The organism is Blastococcus aggregatus, assembly GCF_900221005.1.
Classification (GTDB): domain Bacteria; phylum Actinomycetota; class Actinomycetes; order Mycobacteriales; family Geodermatophilaceae; genus Blastococcus; species Blastococcus aggregatus.
Genome location: NZ_OBQI01000004.1, coordinates 397,462 through 420,995, shown reverse-complemented (window position 1 = coordinate 420,995; position 23,534 = coordinate 397,462). Strand labels below are relative to the sequence as shown.

Genomic DNA, 23,534 nt, shown 5'->3' with positions numbered 1-23,534 from the left:
GCGTCACCGTAGGGAGCCCATCGCGCGGTGGGTCACCCCGCCCAGGCGCAGCGCCACCACCCGGCCCGCGGCGTCCCGCTCCAGCGGCACGAGCTCGCCGCCCGCCCCGAAGCCGGGCTGCGCCGCCACCCGCAGCGTGTCGGCGTCGATCACCTGGAGCTCCTCCATGCCGTGCAGAGGGTCGGGCAGGGTGGCGCGGACCAGCACGAGCCGGCCGCCCAGCTCGGCGACGTCGAGCACGCCCCACAACCCTGCGAACCGGCCGGTGAACGAGGCGAGCGGCGGGGCGTCCGCCGGTGGTGCGGGCACCTCCGCCCGCGGTGCCAGGGTGGCGTCGACCAGCTTCACCAGTCCGTGCGCGAGCTCCTGGGCGGGGCCGTCGATCGCGTTGGTGAGCACGCTGATCACGAGCCCGGCCCCCGGATCCGCGAGGGTGAGGGTGATGTGCCCCGGCCAGCCGCCGCTGTGCCCCACCAGGTGTCGCTCGCCGACGGTGCTCAGGTCGACGCCGAGCCCGTACCGGCCGACCTCCGTGCCGTAGGCGGTCACCACCGACTCGAGCCGCTGCATGATCCGCTTGGAGTCGTCGGGGAGGAGCCGGTCGTCGCCGAGGACGAGTGCGGCCTCGGCGAAGACGCTGAGCTCCTCGGCGGTCGACCAGAACCCGGTGGCCGGCGCGTAGGCGCCGTGCCGTCGTGCCCGAGCACCCGGCGGGTCTGCTCACCGAGCAGCAGCGCGGTGTGGCCGGCGGCGTACTCGTCGGACCGCGCCGGGTCGTGGTCGGCGCCGGTCCGCGTCAGGCCCAGCGGCCCGAGGACGGCGTGCTGGACGTGCTCGGCGAACGGCTCGCCGGTGACCGCCTCGATGGCCAGGCCGATCAGGCCGTAGCCGACGTTGGAGTACTTGAAGTGCTCGTTGCGTCCGTGGACGACGCCGTTCCCGGCCTCGGCGATCAGCCGCTCCCGGCCGGGGAACGATGTCTCCAGCTGCCAGAAGTCCGCGTGCGCGCCGTCGCGGGTGACCCCGGATTGGTGGCCGAGCAGCTCGCGCACCGTGGCCCGGGCGATCGGGGAGCCGGCCGCCTCGAGCTCGGGGACGTGGCTGCCGATCGGGTCGTCGAGCCGCATCCGGCCGGCCTCGACCAGCTGCAGGACCGCGGTCGCGGTGAACGTCTTGGAGTGCGACGCGACGTGGAACAGGTGCTCGGCAGTGAGCGGTGCGCCGGTGCCGACGTCGGCGACGCCCACGGCGGCCGACAGCACCAGCTCGCCGCCGGAGCGGACGGCGACCTGCACCCCGGGCACCCGGCGGTGCGCGGCCTGCGCCTCGAGCCACGAGCGCAGGTAGCCGGCGGCGGCGCGGATCGTCGCGGTCGGTCCGTCTTCGCTCGTGGTCACGCGGTCGAGCGTGTCACGGGCGGTGTGTCCCGCGGCCGCTCGCCGGTCGGCCCGACTCCGCTCAGAACGGTGGCGGGTCGTCGTCGACCGGGCTCGGTCGCGGAGGCGGTAGTGAGCGTTGCTCGCGGAGGCCGGGTGGGCGTGTGCTCCGCGTGATGCCGGACGGTGTGGTGACGTGCAGGGTGCCGTCGGGGTCCATGCGGAAGCGCCAGCCGCGGGCGAAGGTCTTGAGCCGGTGGTGGGAGCGGCACAGGCAGCAAAGGTTGTCGCAGCTGGTTCGTCCGCCGCAGTCGTAGGCCACGACGTGGTCGGCGTCGGTGCGGCCGGCGGGCTGGCCGCAGCCGGGGTGGCGGCAGGTGCGGTCGCGGAGCCGGAGGAAGCGTTCCTGGGCTGCGGTGTGGCTGTAGCCGGGCACCTCGGGTGGGGGGCCCAGCACGGGGCAGCCGCAGTCGGCGTCCCGGCCGTGCTCCAGGCAGCCGCGGGTGGCCAGGCGGCTCAGTTCGGCGGGGGTGACGGTGGCGAGCAGTACGCCGTTGTCGTCGGTGAGCGCCAGCGCGAGGCTGCCGCCCGGCGGCGCCTGCACGCCGAGAGCGTCGAGCTGCGCGAGGAGTTCGCGGAGGTGCGCCGTGGTGATCGGGCTGCCGCCGATGGTCGGTCCGGACTCCGCTGTGGGTGCTGAGTTGGAGGGGACGAGGGCGGACAGCGGGGCGGTGATCGTGACGTGCCCGGTCAGGGCAGGGCCACCGTCCTGCGTGCCGAGCACGCGCGCGGCGTGCGCCTCGGCGCGCAGCACCCCGATCGGCCGGTCATCGCCTGCGGTCTTGGCCAGCTGCGCGGCCTGGTCGATCACCGACCACATCGCCGCCGTCACCGCCGCCGGCGCCTCGGTGGTCAGCGCCGACATGCCGTCCGCGGTCGGGTACAGCCGGACCGCGGCGCGTCGCTCGGCCTCGACCCGGCGACGCTCGGCGAACTCCTCGTCCGCCGCCACCGCCGCCGCGATCAGCCGCTTCCGCAGCGTCCCCGACGACCAGCCCGCAGCGGACGGGAGGACCGCCGGCACCACGACGGCGATCACCTCGTCGGAGGCCGTGCCGAGCACGTCGGCGAAGATCCGCGCCCGGTAGGGGTCCAGCCGGCCCGCCGCACGCTCCGCGTGCACCGCCGGCATCCGTTCCACCAACTGGTAGGCCTCGGACAGCTTGTCGGTCGCGAACGGGCGGCCGCAGTTGAGCACCATCGCGACCTCGTCGGGCAGGAACTCCGACGTGCCCGGCACCGGCGACCCCGCACCCCGCCGCCGAGCACCGGGATGCCCCGGCGGCGGATCGTCGGTGTCCGGACGATGCGCGGCTAGAGCCATGAGCAGCTCGGCCTCGCGGGCGACGTCCCTCGCCTTCCGCTCCTGCAGCAGGGTCAGCGCCCGCACCGCCTCCTCCGCCAACAGCCGGTCGGCGGGCACGTGCTCGACCACCGGCGCGAGCTCCAGCAGCACCCCCTCCAGAGAGGACCGCTGCACCTCGACCACCGGCATGGAACGAACGTACGGTCGGGGTACGACAGTTTCCGCGCTCGAGGGCGCGGCAGTCCTACCGTTCCGCGGGACGTCGGGGGCAGGATGCCGGCATGGCCGATCCCCGGTACGAGATCTCCCTGGACGAGCTGGTCGCCGGAGCGCGGGTCGCCCGCGAGGCGCAGGTCGAGGTGCAGACCGACGTCGTCGTCCCAGCGCCGGTGTACGGCGAGGTGCTGCCCTACGGCGACGGGATGACCGGCGACATCGACGGCGACGGCGACTGACCGGTCACCAGCGTCGGGGCAGTTCCTTCCGGTCGCGCTTGGTCCAGCCGAGCGCGACGGTGGCGCCGGCGAGCAGGAGGCCGAGCACGGTGAGCCAGAACAACCCCTTGATGACGGCGCCCAGGATGCTGAGCGCCAGCCAGATGACCACGAGCCAGCCGAGCAGACGCAGCACGGGAACTCCTCCGGTCGGGTGCGGATGCGCCGTCCAGCCTAGGTGCCGCAACGCACAGGTCGGTCGAACGGTCCACGGGTAGGGAGACCTCATGCGCACCGACGAGGTACAGGGTGCGACGGAGCTGGCCCGGCTGACACTGCGGGGGACCACCAGCCGCGTCCGCGAGGTGCACCAGGGCATCGCCGACCGCGTGTTCGGAGTGGTCGGCCCCGTCGGCCGCCCGGTGAAGCTGTGGCACGACGCCGTCGCCGGGTTGAGCTACGCGAGCGTGGGGCTGGCGCTCGGGCTGGGCGCACGGGCCGTGGGCCGCGCCGCCGTGGAGCGGGCCAGCGGCCGCGACCTGGACGAGGAGCGACGCGGACGGGCGGTCCTCGGCTTCCTCAACGGAGCGCACGGAGACCTCGTGCAGCAGGCCGCTCCGGGGCTCGATCTCGGCATGACCGTCCGGGTGGCCGGGCGGGCGGTGCTGCCGGACGCCGACTCGCTGCGGACGGCGTTCCCCGAGGCGACCGGCCGGATCGCGGTCTTCCTGCACGGGCTGACCGAGACCGAGGACTCCTGGGCCTACGGCGCCGAGAAGCACCACGGACGCCGTGACGTCACCTACGGGTCGCTCCTGCAGGCAGACCTCGGGCTCACCCCGGTCTACCTGCGCTACAACACCGGCCGGCACATCTCCGACAACGGCGACTCGCTCGCCGCGCTGCTCGCGGACCTGGTGGCGGCCTGGCCGCGAGAGGTCCAGGACCTGGTCGTGGTCGGCCACTCCATGGGCGGGCTGGTCGCGCGCAGCGCCCTGCACCAGGCCTGCGACGGCACGGCGGAGGCGCAGCCCTGGACGCACCTGGTGCGCGACACGATCACCCTCGGCTCGCCGCACCTGGGCGCCCCGCTGGAGCGCGGGGTCCACCGGCTCACCCTGCAGCTCGCCCGGTTTCCCGAGACCCGCCCGCTCGCCCGCGTGCTGTCGCTGCGCAGCGTGGGCATCAAGGACCTCCGCCACGGCACCCTGGTCGAGGACGACTGGGCCGGCCGGGATCTCGACGGTCCGGAACCGGCCATCCGCACGCTCGTGCCCCTGCACCACGGTGCCCGGCACTTCGTGGTGATGGCGACCCTGAGCCCGAACACCTCGGGGCGGCTGGCGGACCTCTTCGGCGACCTCATGGTGTCCCCCCGCAGTGCCGCGGGTGACACCGGCGACGACGACCGCCTGGCGTTCCCGGGCGACCACGTGGAGCGCGTCGGCGGGCTGCACCACTTCGGCCTCCTGGACCACCCGCGGGTGTACGCGGCCATCCGGCGCTGGCTGGTGGACCGGCCGGAGGGTCCGCGGCCGACGGCTCCCGAGGTGCTGCCCGACCGGTGACCGGGCACGCTGTGCCGGCGGCGTGACCTCAGGGTTTCTCGGACGTTGAACCGCACAGCACAGCCGTCGTCCTTCAGCACCGAGGGAGCAGCGTGGCCGAGAACGAGCAGAACCTCCTCCAGCGACTGATCGGCTGGCGCGTGAGCGCCGCGATGGAGCCGCAGCCGCCGAACGAGACGCTCCTGCGCCTCCAGCAGCCGTTCTACGACCTGCTGAACAAGTGGTACTTCCGGCTCGAGATCGGCGGCTGGGAGAACGTGCCCGACCGGACGAGCCTGGTCGTCGGCGTCCACTCCGGCGGCGCGCTGACCATGGACGCCTGGACGCTGGTCAACGCCTGGCACACCCATTTCGAGGGCCGGCGCACGCTGCACGGCACCGCGCACGACGTGCTCATGGCGGCGCCCGGCCTGGGCGACTACTTCCGCGCCGTCGGCGTCGTCGCGGCGAACCGGAGGAGCGTCGGCGCCGCGCTGGACCAGGGCGAGGACGTCGTCGTCTGGCCCGGCGGTGAGATCGACGCGATGCGCAGCTGGCGCAAGCGCGACGTCGCCACGCTCGGCGGGCGCACCGGCTTCGTGAAGCAGGCGATCCGCTCCGGCGTCCCGATCGTGCCGGTGGCGACCGTCGGGGGCCACGACACCGTCTTCATCGTCTCCGAGGGCAAGTGGCTGGCCACCGCGCTCGACAAGGTCACCGGCCTGAAGTCCACCCTGCGCGGGGCCAACCTGCCGATCATCGCGGGCTTCCCGTTCCCGCTGGCGGTCGAGATCCTGCCGGCGCACGTGCCGCTGCCGGCGAAGATCCGCACCGAGCTGCTGGAGCCCGTCGAGGTCGACGACGACCCGGAGCGGGCCGAGGACGAGGCCTACGTGCAGAAGATCTACGACCAGGTCGAGGCGCAGATCCAGGCCGGCATGGACAGGCTCGCGGCCAAGCGCACCCTGCCCGTGCTTGGCTGACCCTCGACGCAGGGCCTCCCGTCCGGGCAGGCTCCGCGCGTCGACGAGGAGGCTGGGCATGGCTGCACGGTTCGAGTACAAGGTCGAGGAGATCCGCGAGGGGATGGTCGGCGGCAAGATGTCCGGCGGCAAGCTCGAGAAGGTGCTCAACGAGCACGCCCGCGAGGGGTGGCAGCTCAAGGCCGTCACCGCCGTCGAGGTCAAGGGCCGCATCGGCCCGGGGGGCGTCGAGGGCGTCCTGGTGACCTTCGAGCGCCCGGTCTCCTGACCTGTCGCTCGTGAGCACCGACCAGTGGCTGGTCGAGCACGGCGCCGGCGCCTCCCCCGAGGAGGCGCTGGCCCTGTTCGACTCCCTCGACGCCGTCGCGACCGACGACATGCTTGGCCGGTGGCGGGGGAGCGGTCTGCCCACCGGATCGCCGTTGGACGGCCTGCTCGAGGCGTACGGGTGGTACGGCAAGGAGTTCCTCGACGCCGAGACCGTGCACCCGCTGCTGTTCACGACCCGCGCCGGTCCGCGGCCGGTGGACCCCGTCTTCGTGCCGATGGCCGTGCTCCGCGACCGGCCGGCGCTCGCGCACTCCCGGGCGGCGCGGGCCGCGTTCCGCCTCGCCCGCCCGCTGGTGACGACGACGAAGCCGCGAGCCCGGCTGCGGACCGTCGAGCACCGCGGCATCCACACCGCGGCGATGGTCTACGACGCGCTGCCGATCATCGACGTCTTCCGCCGGGTGTCCGACGACGTCCGGCTGGGTCTGATGGATCTGCGGGGCCTGCCCGGCCCGTTCTTCTTCGTGCTCAGGCGCGAGCGCTGACCCCGAGCTCGGCGAGCAGCCCGCGGATCCGCCGCTCGATCTCGTCGCGGATCGGGCGGACGGCCTCGACGCCCTGGCCGGCCGGGTCGTCGAGCGCCCAGTCCAGGTAGCGCTTCCCCGGGAAGATCGGGCAGGCGTCGCCGCAACCCATGGTGATGACGACGTCGGAGGCCTCGACGGCGTCGGTGGTGAGCACCTTCGGCTGCTGGCCGGAGATGTCGATGCCGACCTCGGCCATCGCCTGCACCGCCGCCGGGTTGACCCGGTCGGCCGGGACCGAGCCGGCCGACCGGACCTCGACGGCGTCGCCGGCCAGCGAGCGCAGCCAGCCGGCCGCCATCTGGGATCGGCCGGCGTTGTGCACGCAGACGAACAGGACCGACGGGGTCACCGGGCGCTCCGGACGCTCGCAGGGACGGACGGGTCGCCGGGGAACCAGCGGCGCGCCGCCCACAGGGCGACGTAGACCAGTCCGACCAGCACCGGCACCTCGATCAGCGGGCCGACGACGCCGGCCAGCGCCTGGCCGCTGGTCACGCCGAAGGTGCCGATGGCCACGGCGATGGCGAGCTCGAAGTTGTTGCCCGCGGCGGTGAACGCCAGCGTGGCGGTCTTCGCGTAGCCGAGCCCCAGCCGCATGCCGAGCAGGAACGAGCCGCCGAACATCAGCGCGAAGTAGGCCAGCAGCGGCAGGGCGATGCGGGCGACGTCCCACGGGTTGGAGGTGATCGCGTCGCCCTGCAGCGCGAAGAGCATCACGATGGTGAACAGCAACCCGTAGAGCGCGACCGGGCCGATCCGCGGCAGGAACCGCTCCTCGTACCAGGTGCGGCCGCGGCGGCGCTCGCCGATCGTGCGGGTGAGGAAGCCGGCGAGCAGCGGGATGCCCAGGAAGACCAGGACGCTGACCAGGATGGCCCAGACGCTGAACTCCGCCGAGGTGGTGGACAGGCCCAGCCACCCGGGCAGCACCTGCAGGTAGAACCAGCCGAGCGCGGCGAAGGCGACGATCTGGAACACCGAGTTGATCGCGACCAGCACCGCGGCGGCCTCGCGGTCGCCGCAGGACAGGTCGTTCCAGATCAGCACCATCGCGATGCAGCGGGCCAGGCCCACGATGATCAGGCCGGTCCGGTACTCGGGCAGGTCGGGCAGCAGCAGCCAGGCCAGGGTGAACATCAGCGCGGGCCCGACCAGCCAGTTGAGCACCAGGCTGGCGGTGAGCATCTTCCGGTCACCGGTCACCCGGTCGAGCTCGGAGTACCGGACCTTGGCGAGCACCGGGTACATCATCAGCAGCAGCCCGACCGCGATCGGCAGACTGACGTTGCCGACCTCGACGGCCGACAGGGCGTCGTCCAGACCCGGGATCCAGCGGCCGAGTGCCAGCCCGAGCGCCATCGCGGCGACGATCCAGACCGGCAGGAACCGGTCCAGCGTCGAGAGCTTCCGCAGGACCGGCGCGTCGGCGGAGGCGCCGGGGCGTGCGGTGTCGCGGACGGCGTCGCTCATGCCGGCGTCAGCGAAGCGGTCTGGAACAGGCCGGCGACGGCGGTCAGCGCCTCGGGCCGGACCGCGTAGTAGACCCACACGCCGCGCTTCTCGCGGTCGAGCAGACCGACGGAGTGCAGCACCTTGAGGTGGTGGCTGATGGTCGCCTGGGTGAGGTCGAAGGCGTCGTTGAGGTCGCAGACGCAGGCCTCACCGGTAGTGCTGGAGGCGATCAGGCTCAGCAACCGGAGCCGCACCGGATCGGCGAGCGCCTTGAGCAGGGGGGCCACCTGCTCGGCCTGCTCGGTGGACATCGCCGTACCGGACAGGGGCGTGCAGCACGCCAGGCCGGGGTCGCTCATCGTCGTCTCCTCAGGTCCGGACATCGGTTGCCATCGTAACGACATGCATCGTATTGACAAGCGTCGATGTCAGGTGTTCATTCGATGTGCAGACATCGACGTCCGTCGAAGTCTCAGGTTCTCCCAGGAGGTCCACCGTGTCCCGTGTCCAGCTCGCTCTCCGCGTCGCCGACCTCGAGGCGGCCGTCACGTTCTACTCGCGGCTGTTCGACACCCAGCCCGCCAAGCGCCGTCCCGGGTACGCCAACTTCGCGATCGCCGAGCCGCCGCTCAAGCTGGTGCTGCTCGAGGGTCAGGCGGGCGAGCCCACCCGCATGGACCACCTCGGGGTGGAGGTCGCCACGACCGACGAGGTGACCGCGGCGACGAACCGGCTGGCCGACGCCGGCCTGGCGACGCGGGCCGAGGAGAACACCGCCTGCTGCTACGCCGTCCAGGACAAGGTGTGGGTCACCGGCCCGGGTGGTGAGCCGTGGGAGGTCTACACCGTCACCGGCGACGCGCGCCCCGATCTGGAGGGCAAGACCGCCGCGGAGCCTGCTCCCGCCTGCTGCTGAGGTCCCGCTCTGGCAGGGTCGGCGCGTGGAGTTCGACGAGGTGGCCGACGAGCTGTACGAGGTGCCGCCGGAGGAGTTCGTCGCGCTCCGGACGGAGCGGCAGGACGCGGCCAAGGCCGACGGCGACAAGGCCCTGGCCAAGGAGATCGGCGCCCTGCCCAAGCCGTCGGCGGCCGCATGGGCGTGCAACCTGCTGGTCCGCGAGCAGCGCGCCGAGCTGGAGGATCTCGTCGAGCTCGGCGACCTGCTCCGCGAGGCGCAGGAGAACCTGGCCGGTGACCAGCTGCGCGCCCTCGACGTCCAGCGGCGGCAGCTGGTCACCGCGCTGACCCGGCAGGCGCGCACGCTCGCCTCCGACCGGGGGCACCCGGTGAGCACGGCCGTCGCCACCCAGGTGGAGGAGACTCTGCGTGCCGCGATGTCGGACCCCGACGCAGGCCGGGCCCTGCTTACCGGCCGGCTCACCTCGCCGATGAACTACAGCGGCCTGGGGACGACGGTGTCCAAGCCCGACCTGCGGCTGGTGCACCCCGCTCCGACGGCCGCTCGCCCCGCCACGACCGCCGCGACGCCGGCGAAGGCGACACCGCGGAAGCCGGCGGGGGAGTCCGCCGCCGACCGTCGCGCGCGGGAGCAGGAGGAGCGCAGGCAGGCCGCGGAGGAGAAGCGGCGGCGCGAGCTGGCCGCGGCCCGCGTCGTCCTGGAGGAGGCCACCGCCGCCGCCGAGGAGGCGGCGGCCACGCTCGATCAGCACCGGGAGCAGACCGAGGAGCTCGCCGCCCGGCGCACCGACCTGCAGGCGCGCGTCGACGAGCTCGCCGACCGGTTGGCCGAGGCCGAGCGCGCGGCCGCCGACGCCGCGGCCGCCCTCAAGCGCGAGGAGCGCCGCCGGGCCGCCGCCCAGCGGGAGGCCGACGAGGCGGCCGACGCCCGCGACCGCGCGGCCGCCCACCTCGCCGCGCTCGGCGAGGACTGACGCGGGTCAGCCCATCGTCTTCTGGCCGTCGAGGGACTCCCGCAGGATGTCCGCGTGCCCGGAGTGCTGGGCGGTCTCCGCAGCGATGTGCAGGAACGTCCGGCGCACCGACCGGCGTGCGCCCGGGGGGAACCAGGGCGCCTCCGGCAGCGGGAAGGACGCATCCAGGTCCAGCGTCCGCACCAGCTCGTCGGTGCGTGCGGCCACCTCCTCGTACTCCGCCAGCACGCCGGCCAGCGTCTCGTCGGGCAGCAGCCGGTGCCCGTCGGCCCAGTCCGCGTAGCCGGCCTCGTCGGCCGGCGGGGCCACGGCCGACGGCCCCTCGGTCGTGAAGCGCGCCCACTCGGCCTCGATGCGGCTCACGTGCTTGATCAAGCCGCCGAGCGTCAGCTCGCTGACCGTGGTGCGCTCCCGGGCCTGCTGGTCCGAGATGCCCTGCACGGTGAAGCGGAGGAAATGCCGATGCGCCTGCAGCAGCTCGAGCAGGTCCGCGCGCTCGGTGGTCGAGGTGGAGGTGGTCATCGCGAGTGCCTTCCGGTCGGTGGATCGGTCACTCACGACGCTAGGAGCAATCGGTGACAGATCCTGGCCGCAATGAGGAAGGATGTCTGCTCGTGACGAGCCCCGGGAACCGCACCCTGCGGCTGCTGTCGATCCTCCAGCAGCGCCGGCACTGGGCCGGCGGCGATCTCGCCGCGCGGCTGGGCGTCTCGCTGCGCACCCTGCGGCGCGACGTCGACCGGCTCCGCGAGCTCGGCTACCCGGTGGCGGCGCAGCCGGGGGTGGACGGCGGCTACCGGCTCGCCCCCGGCGCCGCCCTCCCGCCGCTCGTCCTGGACGACGACGAGGCGGTGGCGCTCACCGTCGGCCTGCAGGCGGCGGCCTCGAGCGCGGTGGCCGGCATGGCCGAGGCGTCGGTCCGGGCGCTCACCGTCGTGACCCAGGTGCTCCCGGCGCGGCTGCGGCGCCGCGCGGACGCGCTGAGCGCCATGACGGTGCCCGCCGCCGGGGGCGTGTGGGGCGCCGTCGTCGATCCGCAGGTGCTCGTCGCGGTGGCGGGCGCCTGCCGCGACACCGAACGGCTGGAGTTCTCCTACACCGCCGCAGACGGCGCCCGGACCGAGCGGCTGACCGAGCCCTTCCGCCTCGTGGCGATGGGCCGGCGGTGGTACCTGGTCGCCTACGACCTGGGGCGGGGGGACTGGCGCAGCTTCCGCCTGGACCGGTTGAGCGCGCCGCGGGGCACCGGGCAGCGGTTCGCACCGCGGTCCCTGCCGGCCGAGGACGCCGCCGCGTTCGTGCGCAGTGGCACCGACGCGCGGTCGGCGGCGCACGTGGTCGAGGCGCTGGTCGACGCGCCCGCCGACGACGTCCGCCGGCGGATCGGGGCCTGGGCGACGGTCACCGAGCAGGTCGGCGGGACCTGCCGGCTGCGCATGGAGACCTACGACCTGAGCTGGGCCGCACTCGCGCTGGGCAGCGTGGGCGCGGAGTTCACGGTGCTCTCCCCACCCGCGCTGCCGGCCCTGCTGGCGGAGTGGGCGGGCCGGTTCGAGCGCGCCACGCGGGTCTAGCCCGGACTGCGCCCGGCGCGCTTGCGCAGGTAGAGGTCCTCGTCGGCGCGGGCCAGCACGGTGGCCAGCGTGTCGCTCGGGACGACGGTGGCCAGGCCCACCGACCAGCGGAACGGGTGGCTCTCCTCCAGCCGGTCCAGGAGCTCGTGCGCGCCCTGCTCGTCGGTGGCGGGTAGGCAGAGCACGAACTCGTCCCCGCCGTAGCGGCCGAGCAGGTCCGCGTGGCGCAGCCGGTCCGCCCAGCCGGCGGTCAGCTCGCGCAGCAGCGCGTCGCCGGCGCCGTGCCCGTCCCGGTCGTTGACCAGTTTGAAGTCGTCGAGGTCGAGGATGGCGACGCTCATCGGCTCGCCGACGCGGAGCGCGCGGGCCAGGTGGCGGGAGGTCTCGGCCTCCCAGGACCGCCGGTTGGCCACCCCGGTGAGCGGGTCGGTGTCCGCCGCGTTGCGCAGTCGGCGGGCCAGGCGTCCCTGTGCCTCGGTCAGCGCGACCACCGTGACCACGAGGGTCAGCCAGGTCGGCGCGAAGTCCGACGGTGCGGCCGCAGCGGCGCCGATGCTGGTGGCGACCACGAGGACCGCGGCGTGCGCCCGCGCGGCGGCCAGCCGCAGCACGTGCGCGGCGTAGAGACCGACGGCGATCATGGCCGGACCGAGCCCGACGATCCCCACCGCCGTCGCCGACCGCCAGGCCAGGACGCCGATGAGCGCCGACAGCGCGACCAGCGCGCCGTCGACGGCCCACGCAGGCAGCTTCCGGCCGAGGAGGGCGATGGCCGCGCCCCCGACCATGCCGACGCAGCCCAGCGCCCAGAGCAATCGCACGGGGGACTCCGGGTGCATGGGCCAGGCCGCGCCGGCGAAGCACAGGACTCCGCTGACGAGGTAGAGCGCTCCCAGCAGCATCTCCGCCGGCGCACCGCGTGGGCGATCCATGACCTGCATCTTTCCGGTCACCGCAACCTGGGCGCACAGCGCCCCATGAGGTCCATGTGACGGACGGTTCCCGCCTCGTCACGGCATCCCCGGTTCCGGTCGCCGTCGTCGCTAGCGTCCGCTGACGTGACCTCGGTAGCGCCTGTCAGCACGCCGGACCGCCGCCTCGGGATGCTCGACGTCCTGCGGCTGCTGGCCGCGATCAGCGTGGTCGCCTTCCACTTCACGGCGCGGAACAGCCCGGCCTGGGACGGGCCGGTCCCCGGAGCACTCGCGCCGGTGGGGCAGTGGGCCGCCTACGGGCGGATGGGTGTGCCGCTGTTCTTCGTCATCAGCGGCTTCGTGCTCCTGATGAGCTCCTGGGGCAGGGACGTGCCGGGCTTCGTCGCCTCCCGCGTGGCCCGGCTCTATCCGGCGTACTGGGTGGCGGCGGCCTTCAGCATCGTCCTGGTCCTCTACGTCTGGCCGGCGAACCCGGCCTTCTTCGGCCACGACATCACCACGACGGACGCGCTGCTCAACCTCACGATGGTCCAGGGCGCCTTCGGCGTGCACGACGTCGACGGGCCGTACTGGACGCTCTGGTACGAGGCGCGCTTCTACCTCCTGATCGTGCTGCTCATGCTGGTCGGCATCACGCGCAGGCGCATCCTGGCGTTCTGCGCCCTGTGGCCCGTCGCCGGGGCGCTCGCCGAGGGCGCGGACTCGCAGCTGCTGACCGCCGTCCTCATGCCCGACTACGCGCCCTTCTTCGCCGGCGGCATGCTGCTGTACCTGATCCACCGCGACGGGCACGACACCGGGACGTGGCTGCTGGTCGGCCTGCAGGGCCTGTTCGCGCTGAACTTCTCGCTGGAGTACTACCGGTACGTGCTCGGCCTGGAGACGCCCTGGACGCCGTCGGCCGCGCTGATCGCCCTCGGCACGCTCGCCTGCTTCGCGCTGGTGGCGCTCGTGACGCTGACCTCGCTGGCCCGGCGCAGCGCCCGGTGGATGACGGTCGCGGGCGCGCTCACCTATCCGCTGTACCTGGTCCACGAGAACCTCGGCTGGTACGTCATCCACCTGGTGCGCGACCGGGTCGGGCCCTGGCTCGCGGTGCTGGCCGCCACGGTCGTGGCGCTGGCCGCGGCCGTGGCGCTGCACCACCTGGTGGAGCGGCCGGTCAGCGGGCGGCTCCGGGCGGCGACGCTCGCCATGCTGAGGTCGACCGCCCGCCCGGAGTCCACGGCCCCGGAGCGGATCCCGTCACCCATCCCGGTGCCGGCGGCCGCCGTGGATCCGTTGCGGGCCGGTGAGCCCTCGACGGTGTCCTTCCCGGTGATCGCGCCGGGCAGCCTGCCGCGGCACAACGGCTACGGGCGGTCGGATCAGGCGGACTCGCGCCCGGTCACGTCCTCGTCCGCGGGCGGGGCCTCCTTGGGGCCGCCGGTCTTCGACGCCTCCCAGCCGGGGCCGAGGTGCTCGAGCGCCAGCCGGCCGTAGACCTGCTGCTGGGTGGCCACCCGCTGCGATCGGCCGCGGCCCAGGAAGCTGACCGTCCAGTGCAGGGCGGCGGTGAGCCGGCTGCGGAACCCGACGATGTAGAGCAGGTGCAGCGCCAGCCACATCACCCAGGCGATGAAGCCCTCGAACTTCAGCCGGCCGCCGAGGTCGACGACGGCGTGGAAGCGCGAGATCGTCGCCATCGAGCCCTTGTCCTTGTAGCGGAACGGGGCCTGCGGCGCCTTGCCGGCCAGCCGGCGCGTGATCGCCTTCGCGGCGTAGCGCCCACCCTGGATGGCGACCTGGGCGACGCCGGGCAGCTTGTCCAGCGCCATCATGTCGCCGACGACGTGCACCACGGGGTGGCCCGGCAGCGTGAGGTCGGGCTGCACCGAGATCCGGCCGGCGCGGTCGACGGCGGCGCCGGACTGCTCGCCGAGGATCCGGCCCAGGTCGCTGGCCTGCACGCCGGCGGCCCAGATCTTGGTCGCGGCCTCGATGCGGCGGGCCTGGCCGTCGCCGTCCTTGACGTCGATGCCGTTGGCGTCGACGGAGGTGACCATGGCGCCGAGCTGGACCTCCACGCCACCCTCGGCGAGCTGGCGGCGGGCGCGCTCGCCCAGCTTCTCGCCGAAGGAGGGGAGCACCGCGGGGGCGGCGTCGAGCAGGATCACCCGCGCGGTGGTGGGGTCGATCCGGCGGAAGTCGCGGCGCAGGGTGCGGCGCGAGAGCTCGGCGATCTGCCCGGCCATCTCGACACCGGTGGGTCCGGCGCCGACGACGACGAAGGTGAGCAGCCGGTCGATCTCGGCCTGGTCGGTGGCCAGCTCGGCCAGCTCGAACGCGCCGAAGATGCGGCCGCGCAGCTCCAGGGCGTCGTCGATGCTCTTCATGCCGGGGGCGAACTCGGCGAACTGGTCGTTGCCGAAGTAGGACTGGCCGGCGCCGGCCGCGACGATCAGCTCGTCGTAGGGGTGCACGGTGGTGCGGCCCAGGACGGTCGAGGTGACGGTCCGGCCGGCCAGGTCGATGTCGACGACCTCGCCCAGAACCGTCGTCGCGTTCTTCTGGTGGCGGAGCACCTCGCGGGTGGCCGGGGCGATCTCGCCCTCGGAGAGGATGCCGGTGGCCACCTGGTAGAGCAGCGGCTGGAAGAGGTGGTGGGCGGTCTTGCCGATCAGGGTGATGTCGACCGGGGCCTTGGCCAGTGCCCTCGCGGCGAACAGGCCACCGAAGCCGGAGCCGATGATGACGACGCGCGGCCGGCCGCTGTCGGTGTCGCGTCCGGCGGGGGCACGCGTCGCTGCTGTCGTCATGCTCACGATTCTCCCACTCCGAACGGCTCCGGCCCCCGGCGGCCCCGCGCGATCCGAACCACATCCGGCTGGTCCCGGCGGGCCGTGGGCGGCTCCGGCCGGTTGACCGCCGGGGTGACCTCGTGGCCCGCCCGGATCGTCGTCGTCCCTGGTCCGGGGCTGGACGAGCGCCCGCCGTCGTCGCCGTCCTGCTCGACCGCCCGATCAGCTCCCCGGGCTGAGCCGGGCGGCCACGTCGACGGCGTCGTCCGTGCCGATGAGCACGGTGTCGTACCGCTGCCCGGTCAGGCTGATCCGAACCGCCGGCTGGTTCCGCCGCACGGAGACGTACGACTTCTCTCCCCGGCGGCGCCACGTCCCGATGGCCCGCACGCCGGGCAGGCCGAGCCCCGGTGCGCGCAGGCCGCGGACGTCGCGCAGGCCGGCGGGCACCGCCTCGACCGCGGTGATCGCGGAGCGGGGCACCTCGAGGTCGCGCAGGAGGCCGAAGAACCTCTCCGCCCGGGTCAGGCGGACGTGCAGGGTCGCGGTCGTCGACTCGATCGTGGCCATGCCCCGACCGTAGCGACCCCTGACTTCAGGACCGGGCGGCGGCCTTCACCTCGCGGCGGGCGTCCTTGGCGGCCTGCTTGGCCTGCTTTCCGGCCAGCTTGGTGGCCTTCTTGACCGTCACGCGGGGACGGCGCTCGATCAGCCCGCGGGTCATCAGCCCGATGCCGATGCCGACCAGCCAGCTGTCCTTGGCGACGGCCAGCCCCTGCTCGGTGGGCGCCAGGCTGCCGGGCTTCCGCATCCCCGGCGTCTTCAGGTAGAGGCCCAGCAGGCCACCGGAGAAGGCGGTGAGCGCGGCACCGGCGGCGAAGGTCGGCACGAAGGGGGTGAGCAGGGCGGCGCCGAGGACGATCTCGGTGGTGGCCAGCCCCTGCGCGAACTGCTGCGGCGGCACGGACTTGAGGAACGGGTAGGTGCCCGCCGCGAAGCCGTGCATCCCGGCCGCGGTCTCCTCGTCGGCTCCGCGCTTGCCGAGCCCGCTGTTGAGGATGAAGGCGCCGGCGCTGATGCGGGGGGCGATCTCGGACAGGGTGATGGGCATCTTCAGCATGGAAGCGCAGTGCCCAGCCCCGGTCCGGTCAACCGTGGCCCAGCGAGGATCAGGTGCCCTGATCGTCGAGCGTCCTCCCTCGTGGTGCGCGGTGAGGGAGGACGCTCGGCGGTGCTGGAGGACGTCGTGCGGAGAGGTCAGCGGCCCCGGCGCGAACCGGCGCTGAACGACGCCGCCGACGACGAACCGGCGCGGGCGGCGAGCTCAGCGCGGGTGCGGGCCGGGCCGGACGAGCGGCCGGAACCGCCCGAGCTCCCCGAGCCGCCACGGCCGCCGGAGGCCGGCTTGGCCGAGGAGGTGCCGCGACCGCCACCACCACCGCCGCCACCGGCGCCGCGACGACGTCCGCCGCCGTTGCCCTGGGGCTGCTGCTCCACCACGGGCGCGGGCTCGACGTAGGGCGCCGTCGGACCGGTCAGCTCCTCGAGCAGCGGTGCGCCGGGGGTGACCTTGCTGACCAGCGGGTTGATGCCGGCCTGACGGGTCAGGGTGCGCACCTCGCCGACCATGTCCGGGGTGGTGATGGTGACGACGATGCCGCCGGCACCGGCGCGGGCGGTGCGGCCCGAGCGGTGCAGGTAGGCCTTGTGCTCGGTCGGCGGGTCGACGTGCACGACCAGCGCGACGTCGTCGACGTGGATGCCGCGGGCGGCGATGTCGGTCGCGCACAGCACCCGGGTGGAGCCGTTGCTGAACGCCTCGAGGTTGCGCTCGCGGGCGTTCTGGCTCAGGTTGCCGTGCAGGTCGACGGCGGGGATGCCCTGCGCGGTCAGCTGCTTGGCCAGCTTCTTCGCCTGGTGCTTGGTGCGGGTGAACAGCACGCTGCGGCCCAGGCCTGCGGCGAGCTGGCGCACGACCTCGGGCTTGTCGGCGGTCTGCACGTGGAAGACGTGGTGGGTCATCGTGCTGACCGGGGCGACGGCCGGGTCGACCGAGTGGGTGACCGGGCTGCTCAGGTAGCGCTTGACCAGGATGTCGACACCGTTGTCCAGCGTGGCGGAGAAGAGCATCCGCTGGCCGACCTTCGGGGTGCGGTCCATGATCCGCTTGACGCCGGGCAGGAAGCCCAGGTCGGCCATGTGGTCGGCCTCGTCGAGGATGGTGACCTCGATGGCGCCGAGGTCGCAGTGGCCCTGCTGGATGAGGTCCTCGAGCCGGCCGGGGCAGGCGATGACGACGTCGACACCCTGGGAGAGCGCCTGGACCTGCGGGTTCTGTCCGACGCCACCGAAGATCGTGGTGGTGCGCATGCCGAGCGCGCGGGCCATCGGGTCGACGACGGCGGCGACCTGGTTGGCCAGCTCGCGGGTCGGCACGAGGATCAGCGAGCGCGGGCGCTTGGGCTGGCGCTTGCTGTCCGAGGCGGACAGGCGGGCGACCAGCGGGATGCTGAAGGCCAGCGTCTTGCCCGAGCCGGTGCGGCCGCGGCCGAGCACGTCGCGGCCACCGAGGCTGTCGGGGAGGGTCGCGACCTGGATGGGGAACGGCGCGGTGATGCCGCTGCCGGTGAGCACCTCGACGAGGGGGGCGGGGACGCCCAGCGCCTCGAAGGTGGTGTCGGTGGGCAGCACGGTGGCGTCGGCCCCGACGGGGACGACGACGGGAGCCGGCGCGGCGGCGGGCGCCGGGCGGTCCTGCTGCTGGTTCTGCGAGCCCTGCTCACCGGCGGGGCGGGTGCCGGTACCGCGGCCACGGCCACCGCGACGGCGGCGGGGGGCGCCGTCCGAGGAGGAGGCGGGGGAGTGGTTGGTGCTGGAGGTCAAGGGAGTCCTTCGACGTTCGGTGGCTGCTCTCCACCTCGCGAACGCGAGCACCGGCACGACTGCACGGGGGCAGGGCGGGTTCGCATCGTCGGCGAGACGTCGGTCAGCCGGGCGCACCAAGGTGGCGCAGCCTCAGCCCGACGTCGATTCCTGCCGCTCAGGATGAGCGAGGGCGGCGCCGGTACGTAGTACTCAACCAGACGCGCCGGTCGTCTGGTCCCACCGCGGGGGAGTGACAGGTCACATCGGGTGAGCCCCTGCTGGGACTTTCGGTACATGAAGTCCTCAGGGGCGGGCGTGCAGGGCCGCGAACTCGCCGGGCGTCATGCCGGTGACGGCGGAGAAGTCGCGGGAGAAGTGCGGCTGGTCGGCGTACCCCAGCGCAGCAGCGACGTCGGCCGGCGAGGTGCCGTGGGTGCGGAGCCGGTCGGCCGCCTCCTGCAGCCGCCGGCGCTGGATCAGCCACTTCGGCGTCAGCCCGATCCGCCGGTGCACCAGCCGTTGCAGCGTGCGCTCGGTGAGGCCGAACTCCTCGCAGACCTGGGCGACGCGGGTGACGTCGCCGCGCGACTCGACGAAGGCGACCAGCCGGTTGACCAGCACGCCCTCGTCGTCGACGGGCAGGTAGGGCTGCAGCGCGTCGCCGAACGCGGCGATGGCCCGCGCGTGGGCGGACGGGTCGGTGGGGTCCGGTGCCATCGCCGTCCGGACGCGGTCGGTGAGCGACCGGCCGGCGTCGCCGAGCACCTCGGTGACGTCGACGGCGCGGTCGGAGAACCCCGCCATCGGCCGGCCGGAGATCAGGAACCCGGCCGCGGGCGAGCACGCGACGCCGACCGCCCAGCCGTCGCCGGTCAGCGTGGTGGTGGAGAGCCCGGCGACGACGCCGTAGAAGCGGGCGTAGTCCTCGGTGATGACGATCAGCGAGTTCGGGTACTGCAGCACCTTTTGCGGCGCCTCCTGCCCGGGCGGCACCGACCACACCGGGATCCAGAACCACTGCAGGAACCCGGCGAACTCGGCGGGCGGCTCGTAGCGGTGCATGCGGTGCGAGGCGTCCCGCGGGTCCTTGAGGTGGGCGCGCGCGATGGCCTCGAGCCGGACGCTGTCGGGTTTCATCAAGACCCAGGGTGCCGTAGCGGGGCAGGGTCGAGGGCATGAACGAGATCGCGACGTCGTACGAAGCAGCCGACCGCCCGCTGACCGCCGTCCTCGAGGCGCTGCCCGGGAAGGCGTGGCGCGCGCCGTCGCCCTGCGAGGGCTGGACGGCGGCCGACGTGGTCGCGCATCTGGTGACCACCGAGCGCGAGTTCCTGAGCGGGCGCGGCCTCGAGCTCGGCGAGGCGCCCGACGTGGCGGCCGACCCGGCCGGGGCCTGGCGCGAGCACGCGAAGCGGGTGCGGGAGGCACTCACGGACGACGTCGTCGCGACGCCGTACGAGAGCTTCTTCGGCCCGAGCACGATCGGCGAGACGTTCGAGCGGTTCTACGTGTGGGACATGGTCGTGCACCGCTGGGACGTCGCGACCGCCGCGGGCGTGGACGCCGGCCTCACGGACGCCGAGCTGGACCGCATCGAGCGCGGCGCCGACGGGTTCGGCCCGGCCCTGCACTCGGACGGGGTCTGCGCGCCCGCCGTCGAGCCGCCCGCCGACGCCGACCGCGCCACCCGCGTGCTGGCCCGTCTCGGCCGCCGAGCCTGACGCCCCCACTCTGCGCAGCAGTTGCCGACGTTGACGGCGCGATCGCCCCGGCAACGTCCGCAACACGTCGGCGAAGTGGGACAGCGCAGAGTGGACGGGATCCATCAGCGGGCGGCGGCGAGCTCCGGGTCCACGGTGCGGCCGCGGATCAGGTCGGCGGCTCGCTCGGCGATCATGATCGTGGGGGCGTTGGTGTTGCCGCGCACCAGCGTCGGCATGACCGAGGCGTCGACCACCCGCAGGCCGTCGATGCCGTGCACCCGCAGCGTGGGGTCGACGACGGCGAGGTCGTCGGTGCCCATCCGGCACGACGACACCGGGTGGTACAGCGACTCGAGGGTCTCCCGCACCTTGGCCCGCAGCGCCTCGCGCCCGGTGACCGCGGCACCCGGTGACCACTCGTCGGCCAGCACCGACGCCAGCGGCCCGACCGAGGCGATCTCGCGAGCCTTCTCCACGCCGCACACCAGCGCGTCGAGGTCGCGCTCGTCGGTCAGGTAGCCGGCGTCGATCGAGGGCGCCCACGTCGGGTCGGTCGAGCGCAGCCGCACCGAGCCCCGCGAGTGCACGTCCACCAGCACGACGGCCGAGGTGAAGGCGTCGACGTCCGGGTCGACCTCGGCCTGCTTCCAGAACTTCACCGGCAGGAAGTGCATCTGGAGGTCGGGCTGCGACAGGTCCGGCCGGGACCGGGTGAACAGCCCCGCCTCGGCCAGGTTCGAGGTCAGCGACCCGCGGCGGGCGCCGAACCACTTCGCGTAGCCCGACGGCGACTCCGCCCGGAACAGCGACTCGCCGGAGCGCACGTCCCAGACCACCGGCACCAGCGGGTGGTCCTGGAGACCCGCGCCCACACCGGGCAGGTCGTGGACGACGTCGACGCCGACCTCGCGCAGGTGGTCGGCCGGGCCGATGCCCGAGAGCATCAGCAGCTGCGGGGAGTTCACCGCGCCGCCGGACAGCACGACCTCCGCGCTCGCCCGGGCGGTGTGCAGCGAGCCGTTCCAGCGGTACTCGACGCCGGTCGCCCGCCCGCCCTCGACCAGCACCCGGGTGGTCAGGGCACCGGTGAGCACGGTCAGGTTCGGCCGGTCCAGCACCGGGTGCAGGTAGGCGTCGGCGGCCGACCAGCGCCGTCCCCGCTTCTGGGTGACCTGGTACTGACCGACGCCCTCCTGCGTGGCGCCGTTGAAGTCGTCGTTGCGCGGGTAGCCGGCCGCGACCGCCGACTCGAGGACGGCCTTGGTCCACGCGTGCGGCGAGCGCAGGTCCTCGACCCGCAGCGGGCCGCCCACGCCGTGCCACTCGTCGGCGCCGCGGGCGTTGTCCTCCATGCGCCGGAACAGCGGCAGCACCGAGTCGTAGGACCAGCCGTCGTCCCCGGTGAGCTGCGCCCACTCGTCGTAGTCGGCGCGCGCCCCGCGGATGTAGATCATCGCGTTGATCGACGACGAGCCGCCCAGCACCTTGCCGCGCGGCCAGAACAGCTTCCGGCCGTCGAGCCCGGGCTGCTCCACGGTCGTGTAGTTCCAGTCCCGTCGGGTGCGCCAGACCTTGTACAGCGCCGCCGGGATCTGGACCTCCAGCACGCGGTCCGAGCCGCCGGCCTCCAGCAGCAGCACCCGCAGCGACGGGTCCTCGCTCAGCCGTCCCGCCAGGGCCGACCCGGCAGAGCCGGCCCCGACGACGACGACGTCGTACTCGGTGTGCCGATCGCTCACCGGTGCCGGCCGTGCAGCATGCCGATCACGCGGGCCAGCTGGTCGGTGGTGTTGGCCGGGCGGCGGAAGCTCATGACGTTGACCGGGAGCGCGATCCGCTGCCGGGTGATGGCCTTCGAGCGGGTGAACTCCTTGAGCCCGTCCTCGCCGTGGATCCGGCCGAAGCCGGAGTCGCCGACGCCGCCGAAGGGCAGGGCCGGCACCGAGGCGAAGGTCAGCACCGAGTTGATCGACGTCATGCCGCTGCGCATCCGGCGGGCGAGGTCCATGGCCTTCGCCCGGGAGCCGGAGAAGATCGAGCCGGCCAGGCCGTAGGTCGTGTCGTTGGTCAGCCGCAGCGCCTCCTCGGCGTCGCGCACCTTGGTGATGGTGAGCGTCGGGCCGAAGGTCTCCTCGCGGATCGCCGCGGACTCCTCCGGCACGTCGAGCAGCACGGTCGGGGCGACGTACCCCTCGCCGGACAGGGCAGCCTCGCCGGTGATCACGCGGGCGCCCGCGGAGGCGGCGTCCTGCACGTGCCGGTTCACGATGTCGATCTGCGAGGGCATCGTCATCGGGCCGTAGGTGGCCTCGTCGTCCGACCCGGGCCGCAGCTCGCGCACCTGGGTGGTGACCTCGGCGACGAACCGGTCGTAGACCGCCTCGGTCACGTACACGCGCTCGACGCCGATGCAGGTCTGGCCGCCGTTGCTCATCGCGCCCCAGACGGCGGCGTCGGCGGCAGCGACCACGTCGGCGTCGTCGTCGACGATCATCGCGTCCTTGCCGCCGAGCTCCATGAGCACGGGGGTGAGGGTCTCGGCGCAGGCGGCCATGACCTTCCGGCCGGTCGCGGCGGAGCCGGTGAAGGCGATCTTGCCGACGCCGGCGCGGCACAGCGCGTTGCCGGTGTCGCCGAAGCCGGTGACGACCTGGACGACGTCGGCGGCGTCCGGGACGGCGGCCCGCCAGGCGGCGGCCAGCCAGGCGCCGATGGCCGGCGTGTACTCCGAGGGCTTGAAGACGACGGCGTTGCCGGCGGCCAGCGCGTAGGCGATCGAGCCCATGGGCGTGAACACCGGGTAGTTCCACGGGCCGATGACGCCGACGACGCCGAGCGGCTGGTACTCCAGGTACGCGGCGTGGTTGGCCGCGAGCATCCCGGACTTCACCCGACGCTGACCGAGCGCCTTCCGGGCGTGCCCGGCGGCCCAGGCGAGGTGGTCGATGGCCAGGCTGATCTCGAGGATCGCGTCGGCGTGCGGCTTGCCGTTCTCGCGGTGCACCAGGTCGGCGAGCTCGTGCAGCCGGCGGGCCACGTAGCCGCGGAAGGCGTTCAGCCGCTGCTTGCGCCCGTCGAAGCCGAGCCCCGCCCAGAGCTCGGCGGCGGCGCGGGCCTGCGCCACGGTCTCGGTGACGGCGTCCTCGTCGTGGATCGGGAAGACCCCGACGACCGCACCCGTGGCCGGGTCGGTGGACTCGAACGTGCGGGACGTGGCGTGCCGGTCGACGCTCCCTGCGGAGGTACCGGTGACCGTGTCCATCTCTTCGGCGAGCGACATGGAACGCAGGTTACCGACGGGTTCGCCCCGTGGCCCGGTCGAACGTCAGACCGCGGTGACGACGGCCCATGCCGTCTTCTGGCCGCGGCCGATCGTGGTCCAGCCGTGCCGCACCGAGAGGTCGGCGACGAGGTACAGCCCGAAGCCGCCCTTGCCCGGGTCGCGGCCCTGGGCCGGGGTCGGCGGGATGTCGGGGGAGGCGTCGCTCACCGCGACCAGCCACTGGTCGTCCGCCTGGCTGATCGCGGCGGCGACCGGGGTGCCGCCGTGCCGCAGGGCGTTGGAGGCCAGCTCGTCGGCGATCAGCACCAGCCGCTCGGACCAGTGGTCCTCGTCGGGGCGCTCGACCGTGGCGCTGCCGGTCATGGTCGAGCGCAGTCGTGACCGGAGCCGGGCCAGCTGGTCGAGGGAGCTCAGCTCCTGGCACCACAGCTCGGTGAAACCGTGCGGAAGGCGCGCGAACTCCCAGAGGGCCACCTGCACCGCCTTC

General features: G+C 73.7%; 26 protein-coding genes and 1 pseudogene. 10 read left to right on the top strand and 17 right to left on the bottom strand.

Annotation, left to right across the window (positions count from 1 at the left end):
• Positions 1–3: 3 nt before the first annotated feature.
• The 3 genes and pseudogenes from CRP29_RS23605 to CRP29_RS15275 all read right to left on the bottom strand — a co-directional run.
• Positions 4–648: pseudogene (locus tag CRP29_RS23605) on the bottom strand (serine hydrolase); the annotation flags it as partial.
• A complete protein-coding gene (locus tag CRP29_RS23600; RefSeq protein ID WP_281256812.1) occupies positions 546–1,295 on the bottom strand; it encodes a serine hydrolase domain-containing protein in 750 nt (249 codons plus the stop codon). The gene CRP29_RS23600 and the pseudogene CRP29_RS23605, both read right to left, overlap by 103 nt.
• 163 nt (positions 1,296–1,458) lie before the next feature.
• The gene (locus CRP29_RS15275) at positions 1,459–2,931 is read right to left on the bottom strand and encodes an HNH endonuclease signature motif containing protein (protein ID WP_097195901.1); all 1,473 of its coding nucleotides are present in this window, start codon (positions 2,929–2,931) and stop codon (positions 1,459–1,461) included.
• Positions 2,932–3,023: 92 nt separating this feature from the next.
• On the opposite strand from CRP29_RS15275, the gene CRP29_RS22835 reads away from it, so the two are divergent.
• Positions 3,024–3,197, top strand: a complete 174-nt coding sequence (locus tag CRP29_RS22835) for a hypothetical protein (RefSeq protein ID WP_176522991.1) — start codon at positions 3,024–3,026, stop codon at positions 3,195–3,197.
• Positions 3,198–3,201: 4 nt separating this feature from the next.
• Here CRP29_RS22835 and CRP29_RS22830 read toward each other — a convergent pair whose 3' ends face one another.
• Positions 3,202–3,372 (bottom strand): hypothetical protein, encoded by a 171-nt coding sequence (locus tag CRP29_RS22830; RefSeq protein ID WP_176522963.1) that lies wholly within the window; start codon positions 3,370–3,372, stop codon positions 3,202–3,204.
• Between the two features lie 91 nt (positions 3,373–3,463).
• On the opposite strand from CRP29_RS22830, the gene CRP29_RS15270 reads away from it, so the two are divergent.
• The 4 genes from CRP29_RS15270 (at position 3,464) to CRP29_RS15255 (ending at position 6,521) form a co-directional block, all read left to right on the top strand.
• Positions 3,464–4,744, top strand: a complete 1,281-nt coding sequence (locus CRP29_RS15270) for a lipase family alpha/beta hydrolase (protein ID WP_097195900.1) — start codon at positions 3,464–3,466, stop codon at positions 4,742–4,744.
• 92 nt (positions 4,745–4,836) lie between these two features.
• Positions 4,837–5,706 (top strand): lysophospholipid acyltransferase family protein, encoded by an 870-nt coding sequence (locus CRP29_RS15265; RefSeq protein WP_217991614.1) that lies wholly within the window; start codon positions 4,837–4,839, stop codon positions 5,704–5,706.
• Between the two features lie 58 nt (positions 5,707–5,764).
• Positions 5,765–5,974: a DUF4177 domain-containing protein gene (locus CRP29_RS15260; RefSeq protein ID WP_091984156.1), complete on the top strand. Its 210-nt coding sequence runs from the start codon at positions 5,765–5,767 to the stop codon at positions 5,972–5,974.
• Positions 5,975–5,984: 10 nt separating this feature from the next.
• Positions 5,985–6,521, top strand: coding sequence for a DUF4334 domain-containing protein (locus CRP29_RS15255; protein ID WP_245852840.1), 537 nt, complete (start codon positions 5,985–5,987; stop codon positions 6,519–6,521).
• Here CRP29_RS15255 and CRP29_RS15250 read toward each other — a convergent pair.
• Genes CRP29_RS15250 through CRP29_RS15240 form a run of 3 tightly spaced genes read right to left on the bottom strand, consistent with a single transcriptional unit; the run spans position 6,505 to position 8,398 of the window.
• Entirely contained in the window at positions 6,505–6,912 is a 408-nt protein-coding gene (locus tag CRP29_RS15250; protein WP_097196024.1) for an arsenate reductase ArsC, read from the bottom strand. The genes CRP29_RS15255 and CRP29_RS15250 overlap by 17 nt on opposite strands.
• Positions 6,909–8,033, bottom strand: a complete 1,125-nt coding sequence (gene arsB / locus CRP29_RS15245; protein ID WP_097195898.1) for an ACR3 family arsenite efflux transporter — start codon at positions 8,031–8,033, stop codon at positions 6,909–6,911. The genes CRP29_RS15250 and arsB overlap by 4 nt, the downstream gene beginning before the upstream one ends.
• Entirely contained in the window at positions 8,030–8,398 is a 369-nt protein-coding gene (locus CRP29_RS15240) for an ArsR/SmtB family transcription factor (protein WP_097195897.1), read from the bottom strand. Before CRP29_RS15240 ends, arsB begins: the two co-directional genes overlap by 4 nt.
• A gap of 113 nt (positions 8,399–8,511) precedes the next feature.
• Between CRP29_RS15240 and CRP29_RS15235 the strand changes: the two genes are divergently transcribed.
• Both CRP29_RS15235 and CRP29_RS15230 read left to right on the top strand, forming a co-directional pair.
• Positions 8,512–8,931, top strand: a complete 420-nt coding sequence (locus CRP29_RS15235) for an ArsI/CadI family heavy metal resistance metalloenzyme (protein WP_097195896.1) — start codon at positions 8,512–8,514, stop codon at positions 8,929–8,931.
• 25 nt (positions 8,932–8,956) lie between these two features.
• The gene (locus CRP29_RS15230) at positions 8,957–9,907 is read left to right on the top strand and encodes a hypothetical protein (protein ID WP_097195895.1); all 951 of its coding nucleotides are present in this window, start codon (positions 8,957–8,959) and stop codon (positions 9,905–9,907) included.
• Positions 9,908–9,913: 6 nt separating this feature from the next.
• Here CRP29_RS15230 and CRP29_RS15225 read toward each other — a convergent pair whose 3' ends face one another.
• Positions 9,914–10,429: a DinB family protein gene (locus CRP29_RS15225; protein WP_097196023.1), complete on the bottom strand. Its 516-nt coding sequence runs from the start codon at positions 10,427–10,429 to the stop codon at positions 9,914–9,916.
• Positions 10,430–10,521: 92 nt separating this feature from the next.
• On the opposite strand from CRP29_RS15225, the gene CRP29_RS15220 reads away from it, so the two are divergent.
• Entirely contained in the window at positions 10,522–11,481 is a 960-nt protein-coding gene (locus tag CRP29_RS15220; RefSeq protein ID WP_097195894.1) for a helix-turn-helix transcriptional regulator, read from the top strand.
• Here CRP29_RS15220 and CRP29_RS15215 read toward each other — a convergent pair.
• On the bottom strand, positions 11,478–12,413 hold the full coding sequence (locus CRP29_RS15215; protein WP_176522990.1) for a GGDEF domain-containing protein: 936 nt from the start codon (positions 12,411–12,413) through the stop codon (positions 11,478–11,480). The genes CRP29_RS15220 and CRP29_RS15215 overlap by 4 nt on opposite strands.
• 126 nt (positions 12,414–12,539) lie before the next feature.
• On the opposite strand from CRP29_RS15215, the gene CRP29_RS15210 reads away from it, so the two are divergent.
• The gene (locus CRP29_RS15210) at positions 12,540–13,898 is read left to right on the top strand and encodes an acyltransferase family protein (protein ID WP_141437148.1); all 1,359 of its coding nucleotides are present in this window, start codon (positions 12,540–12,542) and stop codon (positions 13,896–13,898) included.
• On the opposite strand, the gene CRP29_RS15205 is transcribed toward CRP29_RS15210, so the two are convergent.
• The 5 genes from CRP29_RS15205 to CRP29_RS15185 form a co-directional block, all read right to left on the bottom strand.
• The gene (locus tag CRP29_RS15205) at positions 13,784–15,214 is read right to left on the bottom strand and encodes an NAD(P)/FAD-dependent oxidoreductase (protein ID WP_097195891.1); all 1,431 of its coding nucleotides are present in this window, start codon (positions 15,212–15,214) and stop codon (positions 13,784–13,786) included. The genes CRP29_RS15210 and CRP29_RS15205 overlap by 115 nt on opposite strands.
• 204 nt (positions 15,215–15,418) lie before the next feature.
• Positions 15,419–15,766 carry a hypothetical protein gene (locus CRP29_RS15200; protein ID WP_097195890.1) on the bottom strand — a complete coding sequence of 116 codons (348 nt, stop codon included), beginning with the start codon at positions 15,764–15,766 and terminating at the stop codon, positions 15,419–15,421.
• 25 nt (positions 15,767–15,791) lie between these two features.
• The gene (locus CRP29_RS15195; protein ID WP_245852839.1) at positions 15,792–16,307 is read right to left on the bottom strand and encodes a hypothetical protein; all 516 of its coding nucleotides are present in this window, start codon (positions 16,305–16,307) and stop codon (positions 15,792–15,794) included.
• Between the two features lie 146 nt (positions 16,308–16,453).
• A complete protein-coding gene (locus CRP29_RS15190; RefSeq protein ID WP_245852838.1) occupies positions 16,454–18,079 on the bottom strand; it encodes a DEAD/DEAH box helicase in 1,626 nt (541 codons plus the stop codon).
• A gap of 285 nt (positions 18,080–18,364) precedes the next feature.
• Complete coding sequence (locus CRP29_RS15185; RefSeq protein ID WP_097195888.1) at positions 18,365–19,198, bottom strand: helix-turn-helix domain-containing protein; 834 nt, start codon at positions 19,196–19,198, stop codon at positions 18,365–18,367.
• Positions 19,199–19,236: 38 nt separating this feature from the next.
• Here CRP29_RS15185 and CRP29_RS15180 point away from each other — a divergent pair, with 38 nt between their 5' ends.
• Positions 19,237–19,782 (top strand): TIGR03086 family metal-binding protein, encoded by a 546-nt coding sequence (locus tag CRP29_RS15180; protein ID WP_097195887.1) that lies wholly within the window; start codon positions 19,237–19,239, stop codon positions 19,780–19,782.
• 104 nt (positions 19,783–19,886) lie between these two features.
• Here CRP29_RS15180 and CRP29_RS15175 read toward each other — a convergent pair whose 3' ends face one another.
• From CRP29_RS15175 to CRP29_RS15165, 3 genes are read right to left on the bottom strand one after another with little or no spacing between them, the layout of a single operon-like run.
• Complete coding sequence (locus CRP29_RS15175) at positions 19,887–21,503, bottom strand: GMC family oxidoreductase (RefSeq protein WP_097195886.1); 1,617 nt, start codon at positions 21,501–21,503, stop codon at positions 19,887–19,889.
• A complete protein-coding gene (locus tag CRP29_RS15170; RefSeq protein WP_097195885.1) occupies positions 21,500–23,044 on the bottom strand; it encodes an aldehyde dehydrogenase family protein in 1,545 nt (514 codons plus the stop codon). The genes CRP29_RS15175 and CRP29_RS15170 overlap by 4 nt, the downstream gene beginning before the upstream one ends.
• Positions 23,045–23,089: 45 nt before the next feature.
• A complete protein-coding gene (locus CRP29_RS15165) occupies positions 23,090–23,521 on the bottom strand; it encodes an ATP-binding protein (RefSeq protein WP_141437147.1) in 432 nt (143 codons plus the stop codon).
• Between the last annotated feature and the right edge of the window lie 13 nt (positions 23,522–23,534).